Origin of the sequence: Arthrobacter sp. TB 26 (genome assembly GCF_000427315.1) — a bacterium.
Taxonomy (GTDB): domain Bacteria; phylum Actinomycetota; class Actinomycetes; order Actinomycetales; family Micrococcaceae; genus Arthrobacter.
Genome location: NZ_AUPJ01000308.1, coordinates 1 through 17184, shown reverse-complemented (window position 1 = coordinate 17184; position 17184 = coordinate 1). Strand labels below are relative to the sequence as shown.

15 protein-coding genes and 1 pseudogene are annotated in these 17184 nt (G+C 66.6%); 7 read left to right on the top strand and 9 right to left on the bottom strand.

From position 1 onward, the window contains the following. Nucleotides 1–125 precede the first annotated feature (125 nt). Nucleotides 126–1637, top strand: coding sequence for an ATP-binding protein (locus K789_RS0111240; RefSeq protein WP_024366849.1), 1512 nt, complete (start codon nt 126–128; stop codon nt 1635–1637). A 105-nt stretch (nt 1638–1742) separates the two neighbouring features. Here the strand turns inward: K789_RS0111240 and K789_RS0111235 are convergent, their stop codons facing one another. Then, nucleotides 1743–2426 (bottom strand): response regulator transcription factor, encoded by a 684-nt coding sequence (locus K789_RS0111235; protein ID WP_024366848.1) that lies wholly within the window; start codon nt 2424–2426, stop codon nt 1743–1745. 154 nt (nt 2427–2580) lie between these two features. Between K789_RS0111235 and K789_RS0111230 the strand changes: the two genes are divergently transcribed. Both K789_RS0111230 and K789_RS0111225 read left to right on the top strand, forming a co-directional pair. Continuing rightward, a complete protein-coding gene (locus K789_RS0111230; protein WP_024366847.1) occupies nt 2581–3303 on the top strand; it encodes a phosphatase PAP2 family protein in 723 nt (240 codons plus the stop codon). 74 nt (nt 3304–3377) lie between these two features. Continuing rightward, nucleotides 3378–6026, top strand: coding sequence for a phosphatidylglycerol lysyltransferase domain-containing protein (locus K789_RS0111225; protein WP_024366846.1), 2649 nt, complete (start codon nt 3378–3380; stop codon nt 6024–6026). Between the two features lie 411 nt (nt 6027–6437). On the opposite strand, the pseudogene K789_RS26185 reads toward K789_RS0111225, so the two are convergent. Further along, nucleotides 6438–6761, bottom strand: a pseudogene (locus tag K789_RS26185) (phosphoesterase); the annotation flags it as partial. A gap of 696 nt (nt 6762–7457) precedes the next feature. After that, a complete protein-coding gene (locus K789_RS0111210; protein WP_024366844.1) occupies nt 7458–8162 on the bottom strand; it encodes a DedA family protein in 705 nt (234 codons plus the stop codon). Nucleotides 8163–8591: 429 nt separating this feature from the next. Here K789_RS0111210 and K789_RS0111205 point away from each other — a divergent pair, with 429 nt between their 5' ends. The 3 genes from K789_RS0111205 to K789_RS0111190 all read left to right on the top strand — a co-directional run bounded on the left by K789_RS0111205 (nt 8592) and on the right by K789_RS0111190 (nt 11377). Then, complete coding sequence (locus tag K789_RS0111205) at nt 8592–8915, top strand: hypothetical protein (RefSeq protein ID WP_024366843.1); 324 nt, start codon at nt 8592–8594, stop codon at nt 8913–8915. A 783-nt stretch (nt 8916–9698) separates the two neighbouring features. After that, nucleotides 9699–10292, top strand: a complete 594-nt coding sequence (locus K789_RS0111195) for a DUF1345 domain-containing protein (protein WP_024366842.1) — start codon at nt 9699–9701, stop codon at nt 10290–10292. A gap of 194 nt (nt 10293–10486) precedes the next feature. Beyond that, nucleotides 10487–11377: a polysaccharide deacetylase family protein gene (locus tag K789_RS0111190; protein ID WP_024366841.1), complete on the top strand. Its 891-nt coding sequence runs from the start codon at nt 10487–10489 to the stop codon at nt 11375–11377. Between the two features lie 279 nt (nt 11378–11656). Here K789_RS0111190 and lgt read toward each other — a convergent pair whose 3' ends face one another. Then, nucleotides 11657–12562: a prolipoprotein diacylglyceryl transferase gene (gene lgt / locus K789_RS0111185; RefSeq protein WP_024366840.1), complete on the bottom strand. Its 906-nt coding sequence runs from the start codon at nt 12560–12562 to the stop codon at nt 11657–11659. Between the two features lie 474 nt (nt 12563–13036). Here lgt and K789_RS0111180 point away from each other — a divergent pair, with 474 nt between their 5' ends. Beyond that, on the top strand, nt 13037–13396 hold the full coding sequence (locus K789_RS0111180; protein ID WP_024366839.1) for an ArsR/SmtB family transcription factor: 360 nt from the start codon (nt 13037–13039) through the stop codon (nt 13394–13396). A 102-nt stretch (nt 13397–13498) separates the two neighbouring features. On the opposite strand, the gene K789_RS0111175 is transcribed toward K789_RS0111180, so the two are convergent. From K789_RS0111175 to eno, 5 genes are all read right to left on the bottom strand, one after another. Next, nucleotides 13499–14740 carry an MFS transporter gene (locus K789_RS0111175; RefSeq protein ID WP_202805073.1) on the bottom strand — a complete coding sequence of 414 codons (1242 nt, stop codon included), beginning with the start codon at nt 14738–14740 and terminating at the stop codon, nt 13499–13501. A 58-nt stretch (nt 14741–14798) separates the two neighbouring features. Beyond that, nucleotides 14799–15167: a FluC/FEX family fluoride channel gene (locus K789_RS0111170; RefSeq protein WP_024366837.1), complete on the bottom strand. Its 369-nt coding sequence runs from the start codon at nt 15165–15167 to the stop codon at nt 14799–14801. A gap of 5 nt (nt 15168–15172) precedes the next feature. Then, the gene (locus tag K789_RS22900) at nt 15173–15787 is read right to left on the bottom strand and encodes a fluoride efflux transporter FluC (protein ID WP_024366836.1); all 615 of its coding nucleotides are present in this window, start codon (nt 15785–15787) and stop codon (nt 15173–15175) included. After that, on the bottom strand, nt 15787–16338 hold the full coding sequence (locus K789_RS0111160; RefSeq protein WP_024366835.1) for a universal stress protein: 552 nt from the start codon (nt 16336–16338) through the stop codon (nt 15787–15789). The genes K789_RS22900 and K789_RS0111160 overlap by 1 nt, the downstream gene beginning before the upstream one ends. Before the next feature lie 23 nt (nt 16339–16361). After that, nucleotides 16362–17184: phosphopyruvate hydratase (eno, locus tag K789_RS0111155; RefSeq protein ID WP_024366834.1), on the bottom strand; the 823-nt coding region annotated here is incomplete at its 5' end.

The following is a 17184-nucleotide window of genomic DNA, read 5'->3' as shown; positions in this document are numbered from 1 at the left end:
GGGCGGCTATGGATCCAGTGTGGCCCGCGGCGGCTGAGAGGAGCCTTAGCCCGGTTGAGGTTCAGCTGAGACAGGATCCGGAGCTGTGTTTGTTTTCTGCCCGGTGCCGGGCCCATCCTTGGAACATGGATGCTGACCGGGTTCCGCCGCCCTCCCGCCCTGCGCGCTGGGGTGTGCGCAAACGCGCCACCGCGACAGCGGTCCTGGTCGTCGCGGCGGCACTGGCCGTGGGCGGACTGGTCCTGCTGGTGCTGCTCCAGACCTCCCTCGTCGCCTCAACGGAAACATCGGCGCGGCAGCAAAGCTTCGACGTCATTGCACAGATTTCCGGCCAGGACGTCTCAGAGGCCGGCCAGTACATCGCCTCCACCGCCCACACCGGCCAGTACGTCCAGATTCTGGCACCGGGAGGTTCAGTTTTTGCTTCATCGATACCCGCGGCGGCCGCGGCCCCGCTGACCTCGCTGCGGCCGGGTCCGGGACAGACCCTGACCCAGGACGTTGCCGGGCTGCCGAGCCTGCGTGAGGATGATGACTTCCTGATGGTGGCCACCGGCGTCGATGTCGGCGGCCGGCTTTACACGGTCGTTGTCGCCGCGACGGTCCAGGTCCAGGCAGATACCGTTTCCACGGTGGCCTGGTTCATTCTTGGGGCCACCCCGGCGTTGCTGGCGGTCGTTGGTGTTTCCGTCTGGGTGCTGGTCGGGCGGTCGCTGCGGCAGGTTGAACGGATCCGCGGACAGGTCGCCGGTATCAGCGCCCGCAGCCTGGACGGGCGCGTGGACGTCCCTCCCACCTCCGATGAAATCCAGTCACTGGCCGAGACGATGAACATGATGCTGGGGAGGTTACAGGCCTCGGACCAGGAACAGCGCCGCTTCGTCTCGGACGCCAGCCACGAACTGCGCAGTCCGCTGGCGACGCTCAGCGCCGGGGTGGAGATCGCGGCCGCTGACCCTTCCGGGGCCACCTGGGAACAGATGAAGGACATCCTGGCCGGTGAAACAGCCCGGATGCGTTACCTGGTGGAGGATCTGCTGACCCTGGCCAAAACCAACGACGGCGGCCTCCGGCTTGAGACAACAGACGTGGACCTTGACGATGTGTTGAACGAGGAAGTCCGCCGGCTTCGTTCCACCAGTAACCGCCGTATCGAGGTCAGTCTTGAACCTGCCCGGGTCACCGGGGACCCGCGGCGGCTGGGTCAGGTCGTGCGCAATGTCCTGGACAACGCCGACCGGCACGCCGTGTCCCGGATCAGCATCCGGCTGCAGAACACCAACGACGGCGCGCTCGTCACGATCGATAACGACGGGCCGCCGGTGCCGGTGGGGGACCGGGAAAGGATTTTTGAACGGTTTGTCCGGCTTGATCAAAGCCGGTCCCGTGAAAGTGGCGGCAGCGGTCTGGGCCTGGCCATCGCCGCCGGGATCATGGCAGCCCACCATGGCTGGATCCGCACCGGCGAAACCCCCGAGGGCGGATGCCGGTTCGAGTTGGGCTTTACAAACACCGGCGCCGAACATCCCGGCGGCGACGCTGCTACCGGCAGCGATACCGGGACTCCTCCTGCGCCGCTCCCAGCAGGTGACAACGGCCCCGGTCAGGGCTCCGCTGCGGTGCACTCACCCATCTGAGCTGCGACAGGGCGTGCACTTCAGGGCAGCACCGCCGCTGAGCCCGTTATCAGGTCACCGGATGCCTCGGACACGTCCGGGACCTCCCGTGGTCCGACCCTTCCGTTATGCCGTTGGCCGGTCGCCGGTCAGCATGTAGCCCATTCCCCGGACAGTGGTGAGGGTCTGCAGCCCGAAGGGGGTGTCGATCTTTCGGCGCAGGTAGCCGATGTAGACCTCTACGACGTTGTCGCCGCCCTCGAACGCGGGGTCCCAGACGTTGTCCAGGATCTGGGACTTTGACACGACCTGGTCGTGGCTGCGCATCAGGTAGTGCAGCAGGCCGTACTCCCGGGCGGTGAGCTCGATAACGGTGCCGCTGCGGCGGACGCTGCGGCTGCCGGGATCCAGGGTGAGGGTCCCGAGAGTCAGCGTGACGGGCCGTTCCGGGGCGCCGCGCCGGATCAGGGCACGGATCCTGGCGACGAGGACGATGAAGCTGAAGGGTTTGGTCAGGTAGTCATCGGCTCCGAGGTCGAACGCATCCGTCTGATCGTATTCCCCGTCTTTGGCCGTGAGCATCAGCACCGGGGTCCAGATCAGGCGTTCACGCAGTTCCTTCAGGACGTCGTACCCGTTTTTGAGCGGGAGCATCAGATCCAGCAGGATCACGTCGTACGGGTTCTCGGTCGCGGCCCACAGGCCGCTGACCCCGTCGTGGGTGACGTCCACCACGAAGCCCTCGTTGGTCAGGCCACGACGGACGGTCTCGGCCAGTGTCGTTTCGTCCTCGACCAGCAAAATCCGCATGATGGTCCCCTTTCGTTGATACCCGCAGTATCCCCGACCCAGGTTGAGGGGCGCCTGAGAAACCGCGGTGCGCCTCTCAGCTTTCTCTCAGAGCCGGTGCCCCATGCTGATGGCACAACGCCTGTGAGGGCCCGCCAACCGTCAGGACTGCATTGTGGAATCCCCCGCCGAACACCGAAACACGATTTTCCCCGGGTTACGGTCCTGGTGGTGGCTCACGGTCGCACTCTCCATCTTCGCGGCCACGGCCGCGGCAGGGATGACGGCGAAGTCCTTCGGGCCCCTGGCCCCGGAGCTGGCCCTGGACATCTTCCTAAGTCATGGGAGGAACAAGGTGTTGATTGCGGTGAGTGAGGCCATTCATTACGGTCTGGGACCGGCCGGTGCCCTGGTGTTGGTTTTGATGATTTGCGGGTACCTGTTCTGGTTCCGCCGACGCCCTGTGCAGGCGCTGGCGTTCGGCTCCGTCGTGGCTGTCGGATGGCTGGCATCAACGGCCGTCAAAATTCTGGTGAGCCGTTCCCGGCCGCCGGCCGATGTGACCGGAGCCCTCATCGCCGAGACGGGCAACAACAGCTTCCCCTCCGGGCATACCGCGTTCGCTGTCGCACTGGCCCTGGCCGCTACGCTGGTCCTTGCCCACGGCACGGGGCAGCGTCTGGCGGTCCTGGCCGCAGGATCCCTGTTCGTGGCCGTCGTGGCTTTCTCCCGAATGTATCTCGGCGTGCACTACCTCAGCGACGTGATCGGGTCCGTGCTCATCAGCAGCGCAGCGATCCTCGCCTGGCTGCCGGTATGGAATAACCTCATTACACCCCGAATCTTCACCCTGCCCCTGATCCGCAGGTTCGAAGCCAGGCCATTGCACCAGCGGTGAGCAACTGACCGGCAACCCCGCAGCAACGTCCCCGGACACCCCGCCGCCTTCCGCGCATGCTGAAAGGAATCCCCATGCCAGTGCCACTGCTGGGTCCCGGGCAGCCGGGCTCCCCACGAGCCCTGGTATCGCTGATCCGAAGACTGCGCCGCGGCCCGGTCACGGTCGGGTTCATTCTCGCTTTTTGGTCCGCCGGCACACTGTCCTCCAGCCTCGTCACCGGCCCGCCCGGGTCGCTGCGGCCGAACGTGGCAGCGACAGCGCACTCCCTGCCCGGCCACTGGTGGGCACTTCTGAGTTCCGGGCTGTGGGCGCAGGACCTGACCGGGTACCTGCTGGGAAGCGCCGTGCTTCTGGGCGTCGGGCTTGCCCTGGAACCCCGGATGGGGAGCGTGCGGTTCGCCGCGGCGGCTCTTGGCTCCCAGATCCTCGGAATTGGTGCCGCTCTCGGGTTCCTCACCGTCGCACGTCAGACGATGGGGACCTGGGCCCAGGAAATGAGCGGGCACCTCTTCCTTGGCCCCAGTGCACTCATGACCGGGGCCCTCATGGCGGGGACGGCGATGATGCCGACCCTGTGGCGGCGCCGGATCCGCCTGGTCGTCTTCGCCCTGCTGATACTCCTGGCCCTCTACAGCGGCGGATTCGCGGACCTGGTCCGGCTCGGCGCCGCCGTAGCCGGTGCCCTTCTGGGCCCGGTCCTGTACGGCAGGGCCCCCCGCTTCGGGCGCCCCGTCAGCTCCCGGCATGAAGGACGGGTTCTCATCGCGCTTCTGGTGGCCGTATCGGCCATCGGACCGGTCGTCGCCGGCCTGACACCGCACGCCGCCGGGCCCTTATCGGTCCTGCGGTTTTTGTTTACCAACATCCAGCCCGTGGACCCGCAGACACTCCAGAGCCTCTGCGCGGACCCGGGACAGGCCAAGGAATGCGCCGGCGCGCAACTGCAGCTGCGCGCCGGGGCCGGCGGGATTTTCATGGCTATTCTTCCGTCGTTTTTGTTGCTGCTGCTCTCCGACGGTCTGCGCCGGGGACGCCGCTTCGCCTGGGCCGGCGCCGTGCTGATTCAGCTGGCTTTGTCCGTTCTGGCGGGGATCACCATCGCCGGTGTCCTGTACCCGGCGGCACCGGACACGGCTGCCGGAGAGGGGATCGGCGCCATCGAGGTCCCCGGGTACACGCATCCGCTGGCCCTGATACTGCCGCTGCTGCTGCCCGTCGCACTCACCATCGTGTTACTCCTGAGCCGCCGACTGTTCCCCGTCACCGCCCCGGCGGGGACCTACCGCCGGCTCGCGGTCAGTATCGGGAAAACAGCAGCATTCCTTGCCGGGGTCTATCTGCTTGCCGGCATCCTTCTGGCCCCCGGCTTCACACCCGGACCGGCACCGCTTGAGCTGTTGGCAGATATTCCCGACAGGTTCCTGCCACTGGGCTACATGCTGGATCTGTCCCCGGCGTTCTTCCCCCAAAGCACCCCTGCGGTACTCCTCTACGAGGGCACCGGTGTGAGTTTCTGGGCCGTCACCGCTGTGCTGGTCCTCAAAACGTTCCTGCGCCCGGCCCCGGCCCAACACACTGCCGGTACCAGCCGCGCGCGGGAAATACTGAAAACCCGGCAGGGCAGCACCCTGTCCTGGATGACGACCTGGCCAGGGAACACCTACTGGTTCTCCTCCACCGGTGAGAGTTTCATCGCCTACCGTGTCATCGCCGGGGTGGCCCTGACGCTCGGCGTCCCGGTCGGCCCCGGGCCCCAGACCAAGGCCGCCGTCGCGGAGTTCACCCTCTTCTGCTCCGGGCAAGGCTGGACCCCGTGCTTCTACTCTGTCCCCGCTGACCTGCGCGACCACGCCGCGTCCCTCGGCTGGGGGTCCGTGCAGGTAGCCCAGGAAACGATCCTGGAACTGGATGCGGTGTCCTTCAAAGGAAAAAAATTCCAGGACATCCGCACCGCCATGAACAACGCGGCCAAAGCCGGGATCCGCGCCGAATGGACCACCTACGGGACCGCACCATTTACCCTGCTGGCTCAGATCCAGGAAATCTCTGAAGAATGGGTAGCCGATAAAAAGATGCCCGAAATGGGATTCACCCTTGGCGGCCTGGACGAACTCAACGACCCCGACGTCCGTCTGCTGCTCGCTATCGACGACTCTGACAGAGTCCACGCCGTCGCCTCCTGGCTGCCCGTCTACCGCAACGGCACGATCGAAGGTTGGACCCTGGACTTCATGCGGCGCCGCAGCACCGGGTTCCGGGCCGGCATCGAATTCCTCATCGCCTCCGCAGCACTGAGCCTCAAAGACGAAGGATACCGGTTCATCAGCCTCTCCGGAGCACCACTCGCCCGACTCACGAGCACCATGGCACCGGCAGTCGCCGGACCGGAAGTTACCGGCAGCCTGGACCGGCTCCTCGACCGGCTCGGCGCGACCCTGGAACCTGTCTACGGGTTCAGGTCCCTGCTGGCATTCAAAGCAAAATTCCAGCCCCGCTACGAACCCCTGTACATGCTCTACCCTGACGCCGCGGCGCTGCCGGCCATCGGCAACGCCATCACCCGGGCCTACCTCCCCACCATCAACCTCGGCGAAACCCTGACACTGGCCCGCCGTATCCTCCGCCGCCCCAACACCCCCTCGGGCCTTCCCCGGGGGCACCCCGCAGCGCCCGGGCCTTCATCCACCCGCCCGAAAACACCGGTGAGGAACAAAGGATGAAACCTCAAAGCCCCTGAACACCGTCCGCTTCAGAACACAGCCGGCGCAAATTGAGCCGCCCCCGAAGAGAGGACCGGGCCCGACGGCAGGACCGTTCTGGCCCCGTGGGCCCACCTTTCTAGGCGCCGGAACGGTAGACGTCCGCCCCGAAGGTGTTGACCGCGGGTTCGCCGGCGCCCGCGAGGCGGGGCAGCGCGAAGATATCTTCCATGCTCGCCAGCAGGCTGTAGGGGTTGTAGGGGCGGGTCCGAGCTGCTGCCCGGGGCGGTGAACGGGGAGAGCGCCAGGGCGCCGACCTTTCCTCCGGCCGTGCCTCCGGTGACGCCCCGTCGAGAGGCCGACGGCACCGTCGTCGGCCTCGTCAAAGGTGATCACGAGCATGCCGTCCTGTTGGTAGGCGGGGGAGGCCAGGATTGCCGGCACCTGGCTTTTGAGCCATTCATCCGTCGTGCCGAGGCCGCCGGCGGTGCCGTCCACGCAGGGACTGTCGTGCCCGTCGTGGCACAGGTTGGGGATGATGTAGGAGAGGTTGGCCGTGGTGGTGACCGACTGCAGGTCCTTTCCGAGCTTGGAATAGTTGACCACGTTCTTCGCGCAATCCGGGCTGGAGGTGAGGGAGCGGAAGTAGACGAACGGATTGTGGCGGGTGCCGTACTGGTCGCGGTGGGCGGCGGCCACATGCCCGTCGACGGCGCCCAGCTCCGGGTGTTGGCAGGGTGAGGACATGTCTTCCATGTAGCCGCGGCAGGTTTTGGACTTGGCGCTCAGTTGCCCGGCGATGGTGGGGGACCTCGGCGGGAAAGACGCACCCGTCTCCCATTAGCCGTCCCTGCGAATCCAGTCCCGTGCCGGTGAACGGGGTGTAGACGGGGCAATCCTGTTTAGTGCTCATGTTCGGCGGCTGCCCGCAGATCTGGGCCAGATAATTGGGCAGCGAGTTGTGCGAGATGCCGTAATAATTGGTGAGCAGCACCCCCTGGGAGCGCAGTGTTCCGGAGAGATAGTGCGCCGGGGATCCGCTTCCCCAGACCCGGTCGTAACCCTTGTTCTCCAGGTTGATCACGAACACATGCCCGGGAGTTCCAGCCCGCGGCCCCAGCGCCGGGCCGCCCTGCGACTGACAGGCCGTAACAGATACGAGAATGAAGACCATTGCCATGACGCAGGCGGTTGGGACCCGCCCCAAAAGTCGAGGCTTCCAAGCCGAACAAGTTTTGGGCTGCCACGCTGCACTCCTGTCCTCAAAGATCCCGCGCCGGGTCATCCCTGAAGCTACATCGCAGAAAAGTCACGACCGATGCGACTGAGCCTGCCAGAAGTTAGCTTGCGAAACGACCCCAATTTCCTGCGGGTAATCTGTAAATTCAGGCGCGCTACCGCTCGGAGCTGAATCCCTGAAACGGCTCAGCTCTCAAGGTCCCGGCCCCGCTGTCAGGATCTTTCGTGCTGCCGCTCGGGATCAGCGGTCTTTTGCCTTCGGCTCTTGAGCAATTCCACTCCGATGGGGACGAAGGAGACCACGACAATCACAACGAATATCAGATCAATGTTGGAACCGATCCATTCGTAACGTCCCAGCCAGAACCCTAGCAACGTCACCCCGACACCCCACAGGAAGGCTCCGATGGCATTGAAGGCGAGGAAAGAACGGTAACCCATCCGGGCGACGCCGGCTGTGACCGGAAGGAACGTACGCACCACAGGAACAAAGCGGGCCAGAACAACGGACCGGCGCCCGTACTTCTCGAAAAAGTGGTGTGCCTGGTCCACGTACCTGCGCTGAAAGAACCGGGAATCCTCTTTCCGAAAAATTGCCGGGCCCGCTTTGCGTCCGATAAGGTAGCCGGTTTGGTCGCCGGCGAAGGCTGCCACGAACGCGGCGGCAGCCAGGAAGAGAATATTCACCTGGATGGTGCCGGTAGCTACCAGCAGCCCTGCCGTGAACAAAAGAGAATCGCCCGGCAGGAAGAACCCGACCAGAAGCCCGGTTTCAACGAACAAGAACACACACACCACCCCGACGATCCAGGGAGCAAGGGCGGGGTCCCGGAGAAACTCATTCGGATCAAGCCACGGAGGCAGCAGCCCCGTAGCAGGTCGGGACATGAGGCCGGCGGGCAGTGCCAAAGAAACCATGGCCCCAATCGTAGGACACCGATGCTGAGCGGTTGCTGAGAACAACCAACGTCCCCCGGTCGGGGAAAGACCAGCCCCCGGCTCTTGGATGAGCACACACTCACGCGGCGGCGGCAGAGCCTCGGAGCTTCCCGGTCCGGGCCACGCACGCCGCTGCGGACGCGACACCCTCAAGTCCGATCACGTCCAGGCGCGACAGCCGGTGAGCGTCCTGCTCAAGCCTTAAAAGTTGTTTTGTTTGCCCGTCCTGCAGGGTTTCTCCTGACGCGCACGGGCCGACCGTGGCGGCGAACTCTCCGCACCTGCGTGGTCATGATCCCAGGGTCCCGGCCGGCCCGTCTTTCGCCGGGACTCCGGCCACCACCAGCAAGCCCCCACCGGACGGACTTCCACAGGGGTTTCTCATCCGGGCCGGGAGAGGCTGGCGGTATGAACAGCATCCGGCACAGCCTCACGGCAGCCCTGATCGTGGGCCTCGTTTCAGTGCTCGGAATCGGGGCCGCCTCCGGTGCCGAGCACCCCTCCCATGCGGTGCCGGCGGGAGCCCTGCAGACGACCATGGCCCCCGCCGCACTTGAAGTACACGCTGGTACGGTGCCCGGACCCCTGGTTCATCCCCGTCCCTCCGGGCCGGCCGTGCCGGAAGGATTCCCGCAGGAACTCCACCGGGAGGAACGACTCGTGGAGGACGAACACGACCACACCCAGGCGGCACCTCATACCCTTGCCCGGTTCGGCTCCGGCAGCGCCTAATCCCGCCGGGGGCTCTTAGCCTTCTCTTACCGGCCGCTGCGTAGCATCACAGCCATGAGCTCGACCGCTGGATTCCCCCGCACAGCTGACCGCACCGAACACAAAAATGCGCCAGGGAAGTCCTGGAATGCACCCGCTGCCGGAGACCACCCACCCGGCGCGCGGGACCGGACAGTGGTCAGCCTGCACCGTCGGGCCCGGGACCTCATCGAAGAAGTGCTCAGCCGCGCCAACTCCGGACAGGCCGGTACCTGGACTGTCCGGAGTTTCAACGGCGCCCGCATTCCGGTGCGCCGGAACGGGCCCACCTGGAAGACCTTGATGCCCGGCTCAACGGGCACTCGCGAACAGCCTCAGCCCTCGGGACGCCACCCTCACGACCAACCCTCAGCCGCCGCGGATCCAGCCGGGAATGGCCCGCAAGATCCACGCCGCAGGAATGCAACCGATCCGCGCCGGGGACGACACTGTTCGGACGACCGAGGAACACCTCGCGGTCATCGCCGGCCCCCAATGAAACAACGCTTCATCGAATGGCTCGGCCTCGACCTCCTCGGGTACGAGAGCGACTTATGAGATCTAATTTTTCCGCACACGCCGGCAACCATAACCCCTCTCCAGCGGCACCCGCCGGTCCGCCTGCGGCCACCGGACTGTTTCTGCACGTACGGAGGGGGTACCTTGTCCCGGCATGAGGTTCGCAGCGGCGGCAGGAACACCCATGAAGGGTTCCCGGGCCCCGGCCAGGCACCGGCGCGCCACACCCGGTCTCGGCTGGCCTTCATGCTGGCCGCCGGCGTGGCAGCGGGCCTGCCCACCGCCGTCTATGCACGCCCGGACTACGCCCCGGCGGTCGGATGGGCGGCTGCCTCCCTGACATACCTGATATGGGTGTGGGCAGTCATCGGACGCCTCGACGGGGCCGCCACGGCGGCCCACGCACGCAGCGAGGACCCGGGCCGAAAGGCGGCCGACATCCTGGTTCTCACCGCCACTGTCGCCAGTTTCGGCGGCGTCGCACTCATTCTCCTGGACGCCGCCGGCACACAGGGACCCGCGAAGGCACTGGTGCTGACGATGGCCCTGGCGAGCGTCGCGCTGTCCTGGTTTCTGGTCCATACGCTGTTCACCCTCCGCTACGCGATGCTCTACTACCGGGACCGGTCCGGAGTCGACTTCAACGAAGAAAACGCCCCGCACTACCGTGACTTCGCGTACCTGGCCTTCACCGTCGGGATGACCTTCCAGGTCTCCGACACGAACCTAAAAACCGACGCCATCCGATCCACAGTCCTGCGCCAGGCACTGCTGTCCTACCTCCTGGGCACCATTGTGCTCGCCACCACCATCAACCTCGTCTCCGGCCTGATCCACTGAACGGCCCCGTCACCACGGGCATCGCGGAGAGCGTCTTAGCCGGAAGCTGAGAAGGCACCCCGGCCGAAGGCCGGTACCCTCAGCCGTCATCCCGGCCGGGAGGGCCGTTGAAGAACAAGCAAATGACAAATCGAAACCTGCCTGGACACGGCGGCTGGCAGTGGAGACGACGAAAGGCAAGGACAGACACGGCCATGGGGACAGCTCATTCAAATCATCCGGGTACAGCGGCGAGCCGGCGGGCGTTCATCCTCTCCGCCGCACTGGCCCTCGCCGGGTGCCAAAATCCCCCCGGGCAGCGTACCGGCAGAGCAGTAAACGCCGCCCCCGTAACCGGTACCCCGGAGGGCCATCCATCAACCCTTCCCGAGCCCGTACCGGCCCCACCCGGCAAGGAACAGATCGCGGCAGCCTTCACAGGACAAGCACCCCGGGCCTGGGGACTCCAGCTTCCCGGAGTCCTCACCCGGCTCCCTGCCGGCAACGCAGGCATCGCTCTGAGCTTTGACTGCTGCGGCGGCCCCGGAGGCAACGCCGTGGACCAGACCCTCATCGATGCCCTGCAAAAAACGGGCACCCCGGCCACGTTTTTCCTGAACTTGCGGTGGGTCCGGGCCAAGCCCGGACCAGCGAAGTCGCTGGCCGAAAACCCGCTGTTCGAAATCGGTAATCACGGCACCCGACACGTGCCGCTCTCGGTCTCCGGCCGCAGCGCCTACGGCATTCCCGGGACCGCCAGCGCGGCAGAAATCTACGACGAAGTCATGATAAACCAGGACGCCCTTCACCGTCTCACCGGCAGGACAGCCCGTTATTTCCGGCCGGGGACCGCCTACCTTGACGACGTCGCTGTCCGGATTGTCCATGCAACGGGAATGGTCCCGGTCTCCTTCAGCACCAAAGGCGACGCCGGTGCCACCTACCCTGCGGCGGTCGTATTCCGCGAAGTCACCGCAGCCCGGGCCGGGGAGATCGTGATCGCCCACGCCAACCACCCGACCGGAGGAACAGCCGCTGGGATCGCCCGCGCGCTGCCGGCATTACGCGCCGCAGGAATCATCCCCATCCCACTGACCGATACCTGAACCGACACGCGGCGACGCCGGAGTCCTTACCGGGTTGCACCCCTCCGCGCGTCAAATTTCGTAAACGACGGATTGGAGGTGTGACGGCACTGACGGATATGTCCGTCCCGGGTCGCGCCGTCGGGGCAAGCCCGATTCCAAAGTCAGCGACCTCTGCACCGAAACCGGCGTCACCGGCCATGCCCTCTATCGGCACGTCTCACCGAAGGGCGAGCGTCGCACGGACGGCGAAAGGCCCTTCGCCCGGTAGCCCACCAAGCGCCGGGTCGGCACCGGATGTCAGCGGGGCAGCGAGGATTCCTTGCCGGGCGCCCGGGTTGTGGCTTCTTCCTTGGGCTGGGCCGTGGACCTGGGGCGGCGGCAGCGTGCGACGAAGGCGGCCGCGCCGGCCAGGAACACCAGGGCCGCGACCCAGGTGTTCACGCGCAGGCCCAGGATCAGGTTGGCGTAGTCGGAGCGCATCAATTCGAAGGCGAAACGTCCGGCCGAATAGCCGGCGACGTAGAGGGCAAACACGCTTCCCGCGCCGAGTCTGATGCGGGAGTCCACGAAGAGTATGGCGAAACCGGCGATGACACACCAGAGGGATTCGTAAAGGAACGTGGGTTGGAAGAAGCCCAACACCACCGGCGCCCCGGACGGGTCCGTCACGGCGGTCCCGGAGACGGGGTCCAGCTGATGGATCTGTAGCCTCCACGGCAGGGACGTGGGGTCCCCGTAGAGCTCGTTGTTGAACCAGTTGCCCCAGCGGCCCAGAGCCTGGGCGAACAGGACTCCCGGGGCCACTGCGTCGAGGAATGCCACAAAGGACACGCCCAGCCTGCGGCAGCCGATCCAGGCCCCGGCACACCCCAGGGCTACCGCACCCCAGATGCCCAGCCCGCCGTCCCAGATGGCGAAGGCGTTCCACGGGTTCCGGCCGGGGAGGAAATACAGCTCCGGGTCGGTGATGACGTGATAGATCCGGCCGCCGACGATTCCGGCGGGAATGGCCCAGAGGCAGACGTCAACCACCTGACCGGGCCCGCCGCCGCGCTGCTGCCAGCGCCGTGAACCGAGCCAGAGGGCGAGGGCTATTCCGGCAAGAATGCACAGGGCGTAAAAGTGTATTGTCAGCGGTCCCAGATGGAACGCGCTGACGGTCGGGGACGGAATGAAGGACTCGGTTGGAGCCAGTGCAGCCATGGGAACCTGCCGGACGTTGAACGGGGAGCGGGCAAGTGCCCAAGACTACGGTTAATCGTCCTTGACCCGCTACTTGCGCAGACGCATCACTCTTTTGCCAGGCGGCGGGATCATGGTCTGTGGGGTGCATACGCACGGCCTACGCCATGCCCGATATTCCGGGCAGGCCGCCGGCGACGGCCGGCCGGCGCCATCGTCTCCAACGAATCGTTCACCGGCTGGACCAAGACCTTCACCGCACCCAGGCTTGCGCCGCCGTCATGGACCGGGCCACCTTCACCGTCGCCACCATCGAAACCGGCCAACTCCTACCGCCTCGCCTATGGCACTCCCGAACCGGACTTTAGACCGGAACTGCGGCCGGAATCCCCGGTTCCTGTACTGTTTTTGGGGGCCGCCGGTGGCCCGAGACATCTCGCGGGATACCGGGAACCTCGAAGTATGCGTCGTGGCCGACTATGAAAGGCTGAGCCGGTGGAAAACGCACACCCCATTCCGGCCGCCAGCCTCCACCACCCCGACGCACCGGATTCCCGCCGGCTGGACGCGGCCACAGCGACGTTCCGGATGCTCTCGGACCCCACCCGGCTGCACCTGCTTTGGCTCCTGGCCCAGGAACCCTCCGACGTCGGCGCCCTGGTAGAGCAGACCGGAGCCTCACGCACCTCCGTCAGCCAGCACCTGGCCAAGCTACGCTTCAGCGGCCTGGTCACCACGCAAAAGCAAAGCCGCCGAGTCATCTACAGCCTCGCGGACGGGCACCTGGCCCGCCTCGTCATGGAAGGCCTGAACCACGCCGACCACAAAGTCACCGGCGAGCCCGCCCACGGCTGACCCGCACTCGTCGTGCTGGCGGCGCATCGGTTCGTAACGGCTGCTCGTTTCAGTCGCGGGAGCCGGCACTGTGGTGACTGATACCGGCCAACCCGGCCCGGCCTAGGTGGTGCGGCTTTGTGCGGAAGCTGGTTTGAGCAGTGGGATGAAGGCGACCAGCGCTACCAGTTGGGTGCCGACGGTGAAGATCATGAGGCCGGTGAGGGATGCCGAGTAGAGGGCGCCGATGATGGTTGACCCGGCGAGCCAGGCGGTGCCGTAGATGGCGGTGAAGATGCCGTACCCGGTCCCGCGCCGGACAGCCGGAACGAGGTCCGCCACGGCTGCGCGGAGGGTGGATTCGTGGATTCCCAGGGCTGCGCCCCAGACGACGGCACCGGCCCAGACCAGACCGGGGGTGGTGCTGAAGGACAGGAACGGGACGGCCGCGGTTAGGGGCAGGGCGATGAGCAGGCCGCGCAGCCCGATCCGGTCATAGAGCGCCCCGGAGGCCAGGGCCGACAGGGCGGCGGCGCCCATGGACACGGCGTAGGTAACCGGTATCAGTGCGGTCGGCACCACGTTCTGGACTTCAAGGTGGTAGGAGATGACCCCGAAGGTGGAGAACCCGAACATCGACACCGCGGTGAACGCGCCGTACCACCAGAACCGGGCCGGCAAGGGGACACGGACCCTCGCCTGCCCGGCCACGCGGGCTGGTTCGCTGACAGAGTGTGTGTCATAGCCTGCAGGGTCGGGCGCGGCCCGGCGGAGCAGGATCACGGCGACGAGGGCCGCTGCGCCCGGGATGGCCAGGACGCCGAATCCGAGCTGGAAACCGGAGATGGCGACCATAAGTCCGACGAGCAGCGGGCCCAGGAGTGCGCCGGACTGGTCGAGGGCCTCGTGGATGGCGAAAGCCTTACCACGGCCCATTTCCGCCCCCGCGTGAGAGAGCATGGTGTCCCTGGCCGGGGTGCGGACGGCCTTTCCGAACCGCTCCATGATGACCAGAGCCGACGCCTGCCACAGCGAACTGGCCAGGGCCATGAGCGGCACGGCGACCACGGTCAGGGCGTATCCGGCGATGGTCAGCGGCCAGTATCTACGGGTCCGGTCCGCCAGGGGGCCGGTGCCTAGACGCAGGACCAGGGCCACGGCTTCCCCGAACCCGGTGATGAAGCCGACCATGACCGCGGACGCGCCAAGGGTGGCCAGGAACGGTCCCGTGATGGACCGGGCACCTTCATAGACGACGTCGGCGAGCATGCTGACTGCGCCGAAGGCCAGCACAAAGCCCATGGGTCCGAGCTTGTTCCGCTGGGTTTTCTCGGTCCCGTCCGTCGTGACGTGCTCTCGATTCATTTCCGGCACTGCCGTTCCTTGGTCTGTTTCGTGGAGTTGGTTCGGTGGCTGGCTGGCCTCATAGGAGGCTTGCCAGAGCGAGGCCTGCGGCGGCGGCGCCGATGGCGGCGGCGGCGGTGCCGATCCCGTTCAGGAGGGCAAGACCGGTACGGCGGGACTGGATGAGCCGGACGGTCTCGAAGCTGGCCGTGCTGAAGGTCGTGTATCCGCCCAGGAACCCGGTGCCGGCGATGGCCTGCAGCTCGACGGGTGCGGCGTGGGTGATGACGGCGCCGGCGACCAGTCCCAGGAGGAAGGATCCGGTGATGTTGATGGCGATGGTGCCGATTGGGAGGGCGGTTCGGATTTTGGAGCGGACCAGCCCGTCGACGACGAAGCGCGTTCCGGCGCCGAGGCCGCCGGCGAGGCCCAGCAGGAGAATGGTCAGGACGTTCACGGATTGCCTTCCTGCCGGTCGGGGCGGAGGGTCGCGTCCCGGCGCCGGGTGGTCATCCTGGTGTGGTGCCCGGCAGCAGCCCGGATCCCGGCCACTGTTGCGACGGCGCCTCCCATAAGTGTGGCGGCGACATAGATCAGCGCGTCCGTGGTCCGTCCGGCGCCGAGCAGGGTGTTCGTTTCCAGGGCCAGGGTGCTGTACGTGGTGAAGGCGCCCATGAACCCGGTCCCGGCGACCAGACGGATCACCCTGAGCCGTCCGGTGTCCGGGCCGCGGCGGACCAGCGCCTCGAGCAGGACGCCGAGCAGGAAAGCCCCGGCCAGGTTGATCATCAGCGTGGGCAGCGGCCACCCGCCCGGGGACGGCAGAACGGTGCTGAGCCCGTAACGGGTCAGGGCCCCGAACACTCCTCCGGTGATGACGACCAGCACAAAGCCGGGGTGCAGGTGCACCGGTCGGTGCGCGCGTGCCGCCCCGAGCGTCCCCGCGTCCGTTTCGTCCGCCGTGGCCTGTGCCGGGTCGCTGTCGATGGGGAGCCGGTCCGTGACCTCGGTGTCGGCTCTTGACGACGGGCGGCCATTTGCTGTGGTCTCGGGTGTCGGCGGTTCCATCAGTGGCCCTCCTTCGGGTGATGTTTGGTGTGCGGAGCGAGCGGGACCACCAGGACGGGGCGGTGCTGGCGGTGGGTGAGATGGACCGCAACGGAGCCGACCAGCAATTCCTCGAAGCGGGCGCCGAGGCCGCGTTCGCGCGTGCCGACCACGATGACGGAGGCGTCCGCGGACTCGGCCAGCCGTCCCAGCGCCCGGGCGGGGTCACCGGAGAGAGTCACGAAGGACCATCCGATGCCGGTTCCGTCCAGGGCCTCCCGGAGGCGTTCCTTGATGGCGGCGCTGATGCCCTCGATGTCGTCATCGATGCCGTCCGGATCAATTGGCCGGGCTTCGATCCGGCCGTCGGGTTCTTCGGCCAAGTAGCTGGTGACGTCCACGTACGCGCAGACCAGCTTCACGTTCAGGCTGAAGGCCAGTTCCGCGGCACGGTGTGCCACGGCCAGGGGCTGGCCGGGCACCACCCCCATCAGCACCGGACCGGTGATCCGGCGCGGGACGTACGCCGCGGGCCCGGTGGCGGGCCGGGGTTCCTTCGCGGACTCATGCATGGGCGCTCCTGTCGGGTCGTTGTCTACTGGTCATTGAGGTGGGTGCCGGTGGGCCCGTAGGGCAGTTCCGGGTGCTCGTCCTGGATTTCGAGGAGCCGGTTGTATTTGGCAACGCGTTCCCCGCGGGCCGGCGCGCCGGACTTCAGCTGCCCGCAGCCGGAGCCCACGACAAGGTCCGCGACAAAAGTATCGTCGGTTTCCCCGGACCGGTGCGAGACCATCGCCCCGAACCCTCCCTCACTGGCGGCGGTGAGGGTATCGAACGTTTCGCTCACGGTGCCGGCCTGGTTGGGTTTGATCAGTACTGCGGTCGCGGAGGCGGTCCGGATACCCTCCCGCACCCGGTCCGCGGAGGTGACGAACAGATCGTCCCCGACCACCTGTACCCGGCTCCCGAGAGCCGCCGTCAGCGCGGGCCACCCCTCGAGGTCCTCTTCGGCCAGGGGGTCCTCCAGACTCCAGATCGGGTAATCCGTGATGAGCCTGTCGTAGTAGGAGATTATCTGCTCCGGGGTGTAGGCACGTCCAGCGACCGTATAGGTGCCGTCGGCGTAGAAAGAGTTCGCCGCTGGGTCCAGGGCGATCGCGATCCCGTGCCGGCCAGCGGTGTAGCCGGCATCCCCGATGGCGGCCACGATCAGATCCAATGCTTCTTCGGGGCGGGCGATGTCAGGGGCGTACCCGCCTTCATCGCCCAGACCGGTCGAGAGACCTTGTTTGCGCAGCCTCCGGGACAGGGCATGGTAGACATCCGATCCCCAGCGCACGCCGTCGGCGAAGGACGGGGCACCGGCGGGGGCGATCATGAATTCCTGGAACTCCAGCGGGTTGGCCGCATGCTCCCCG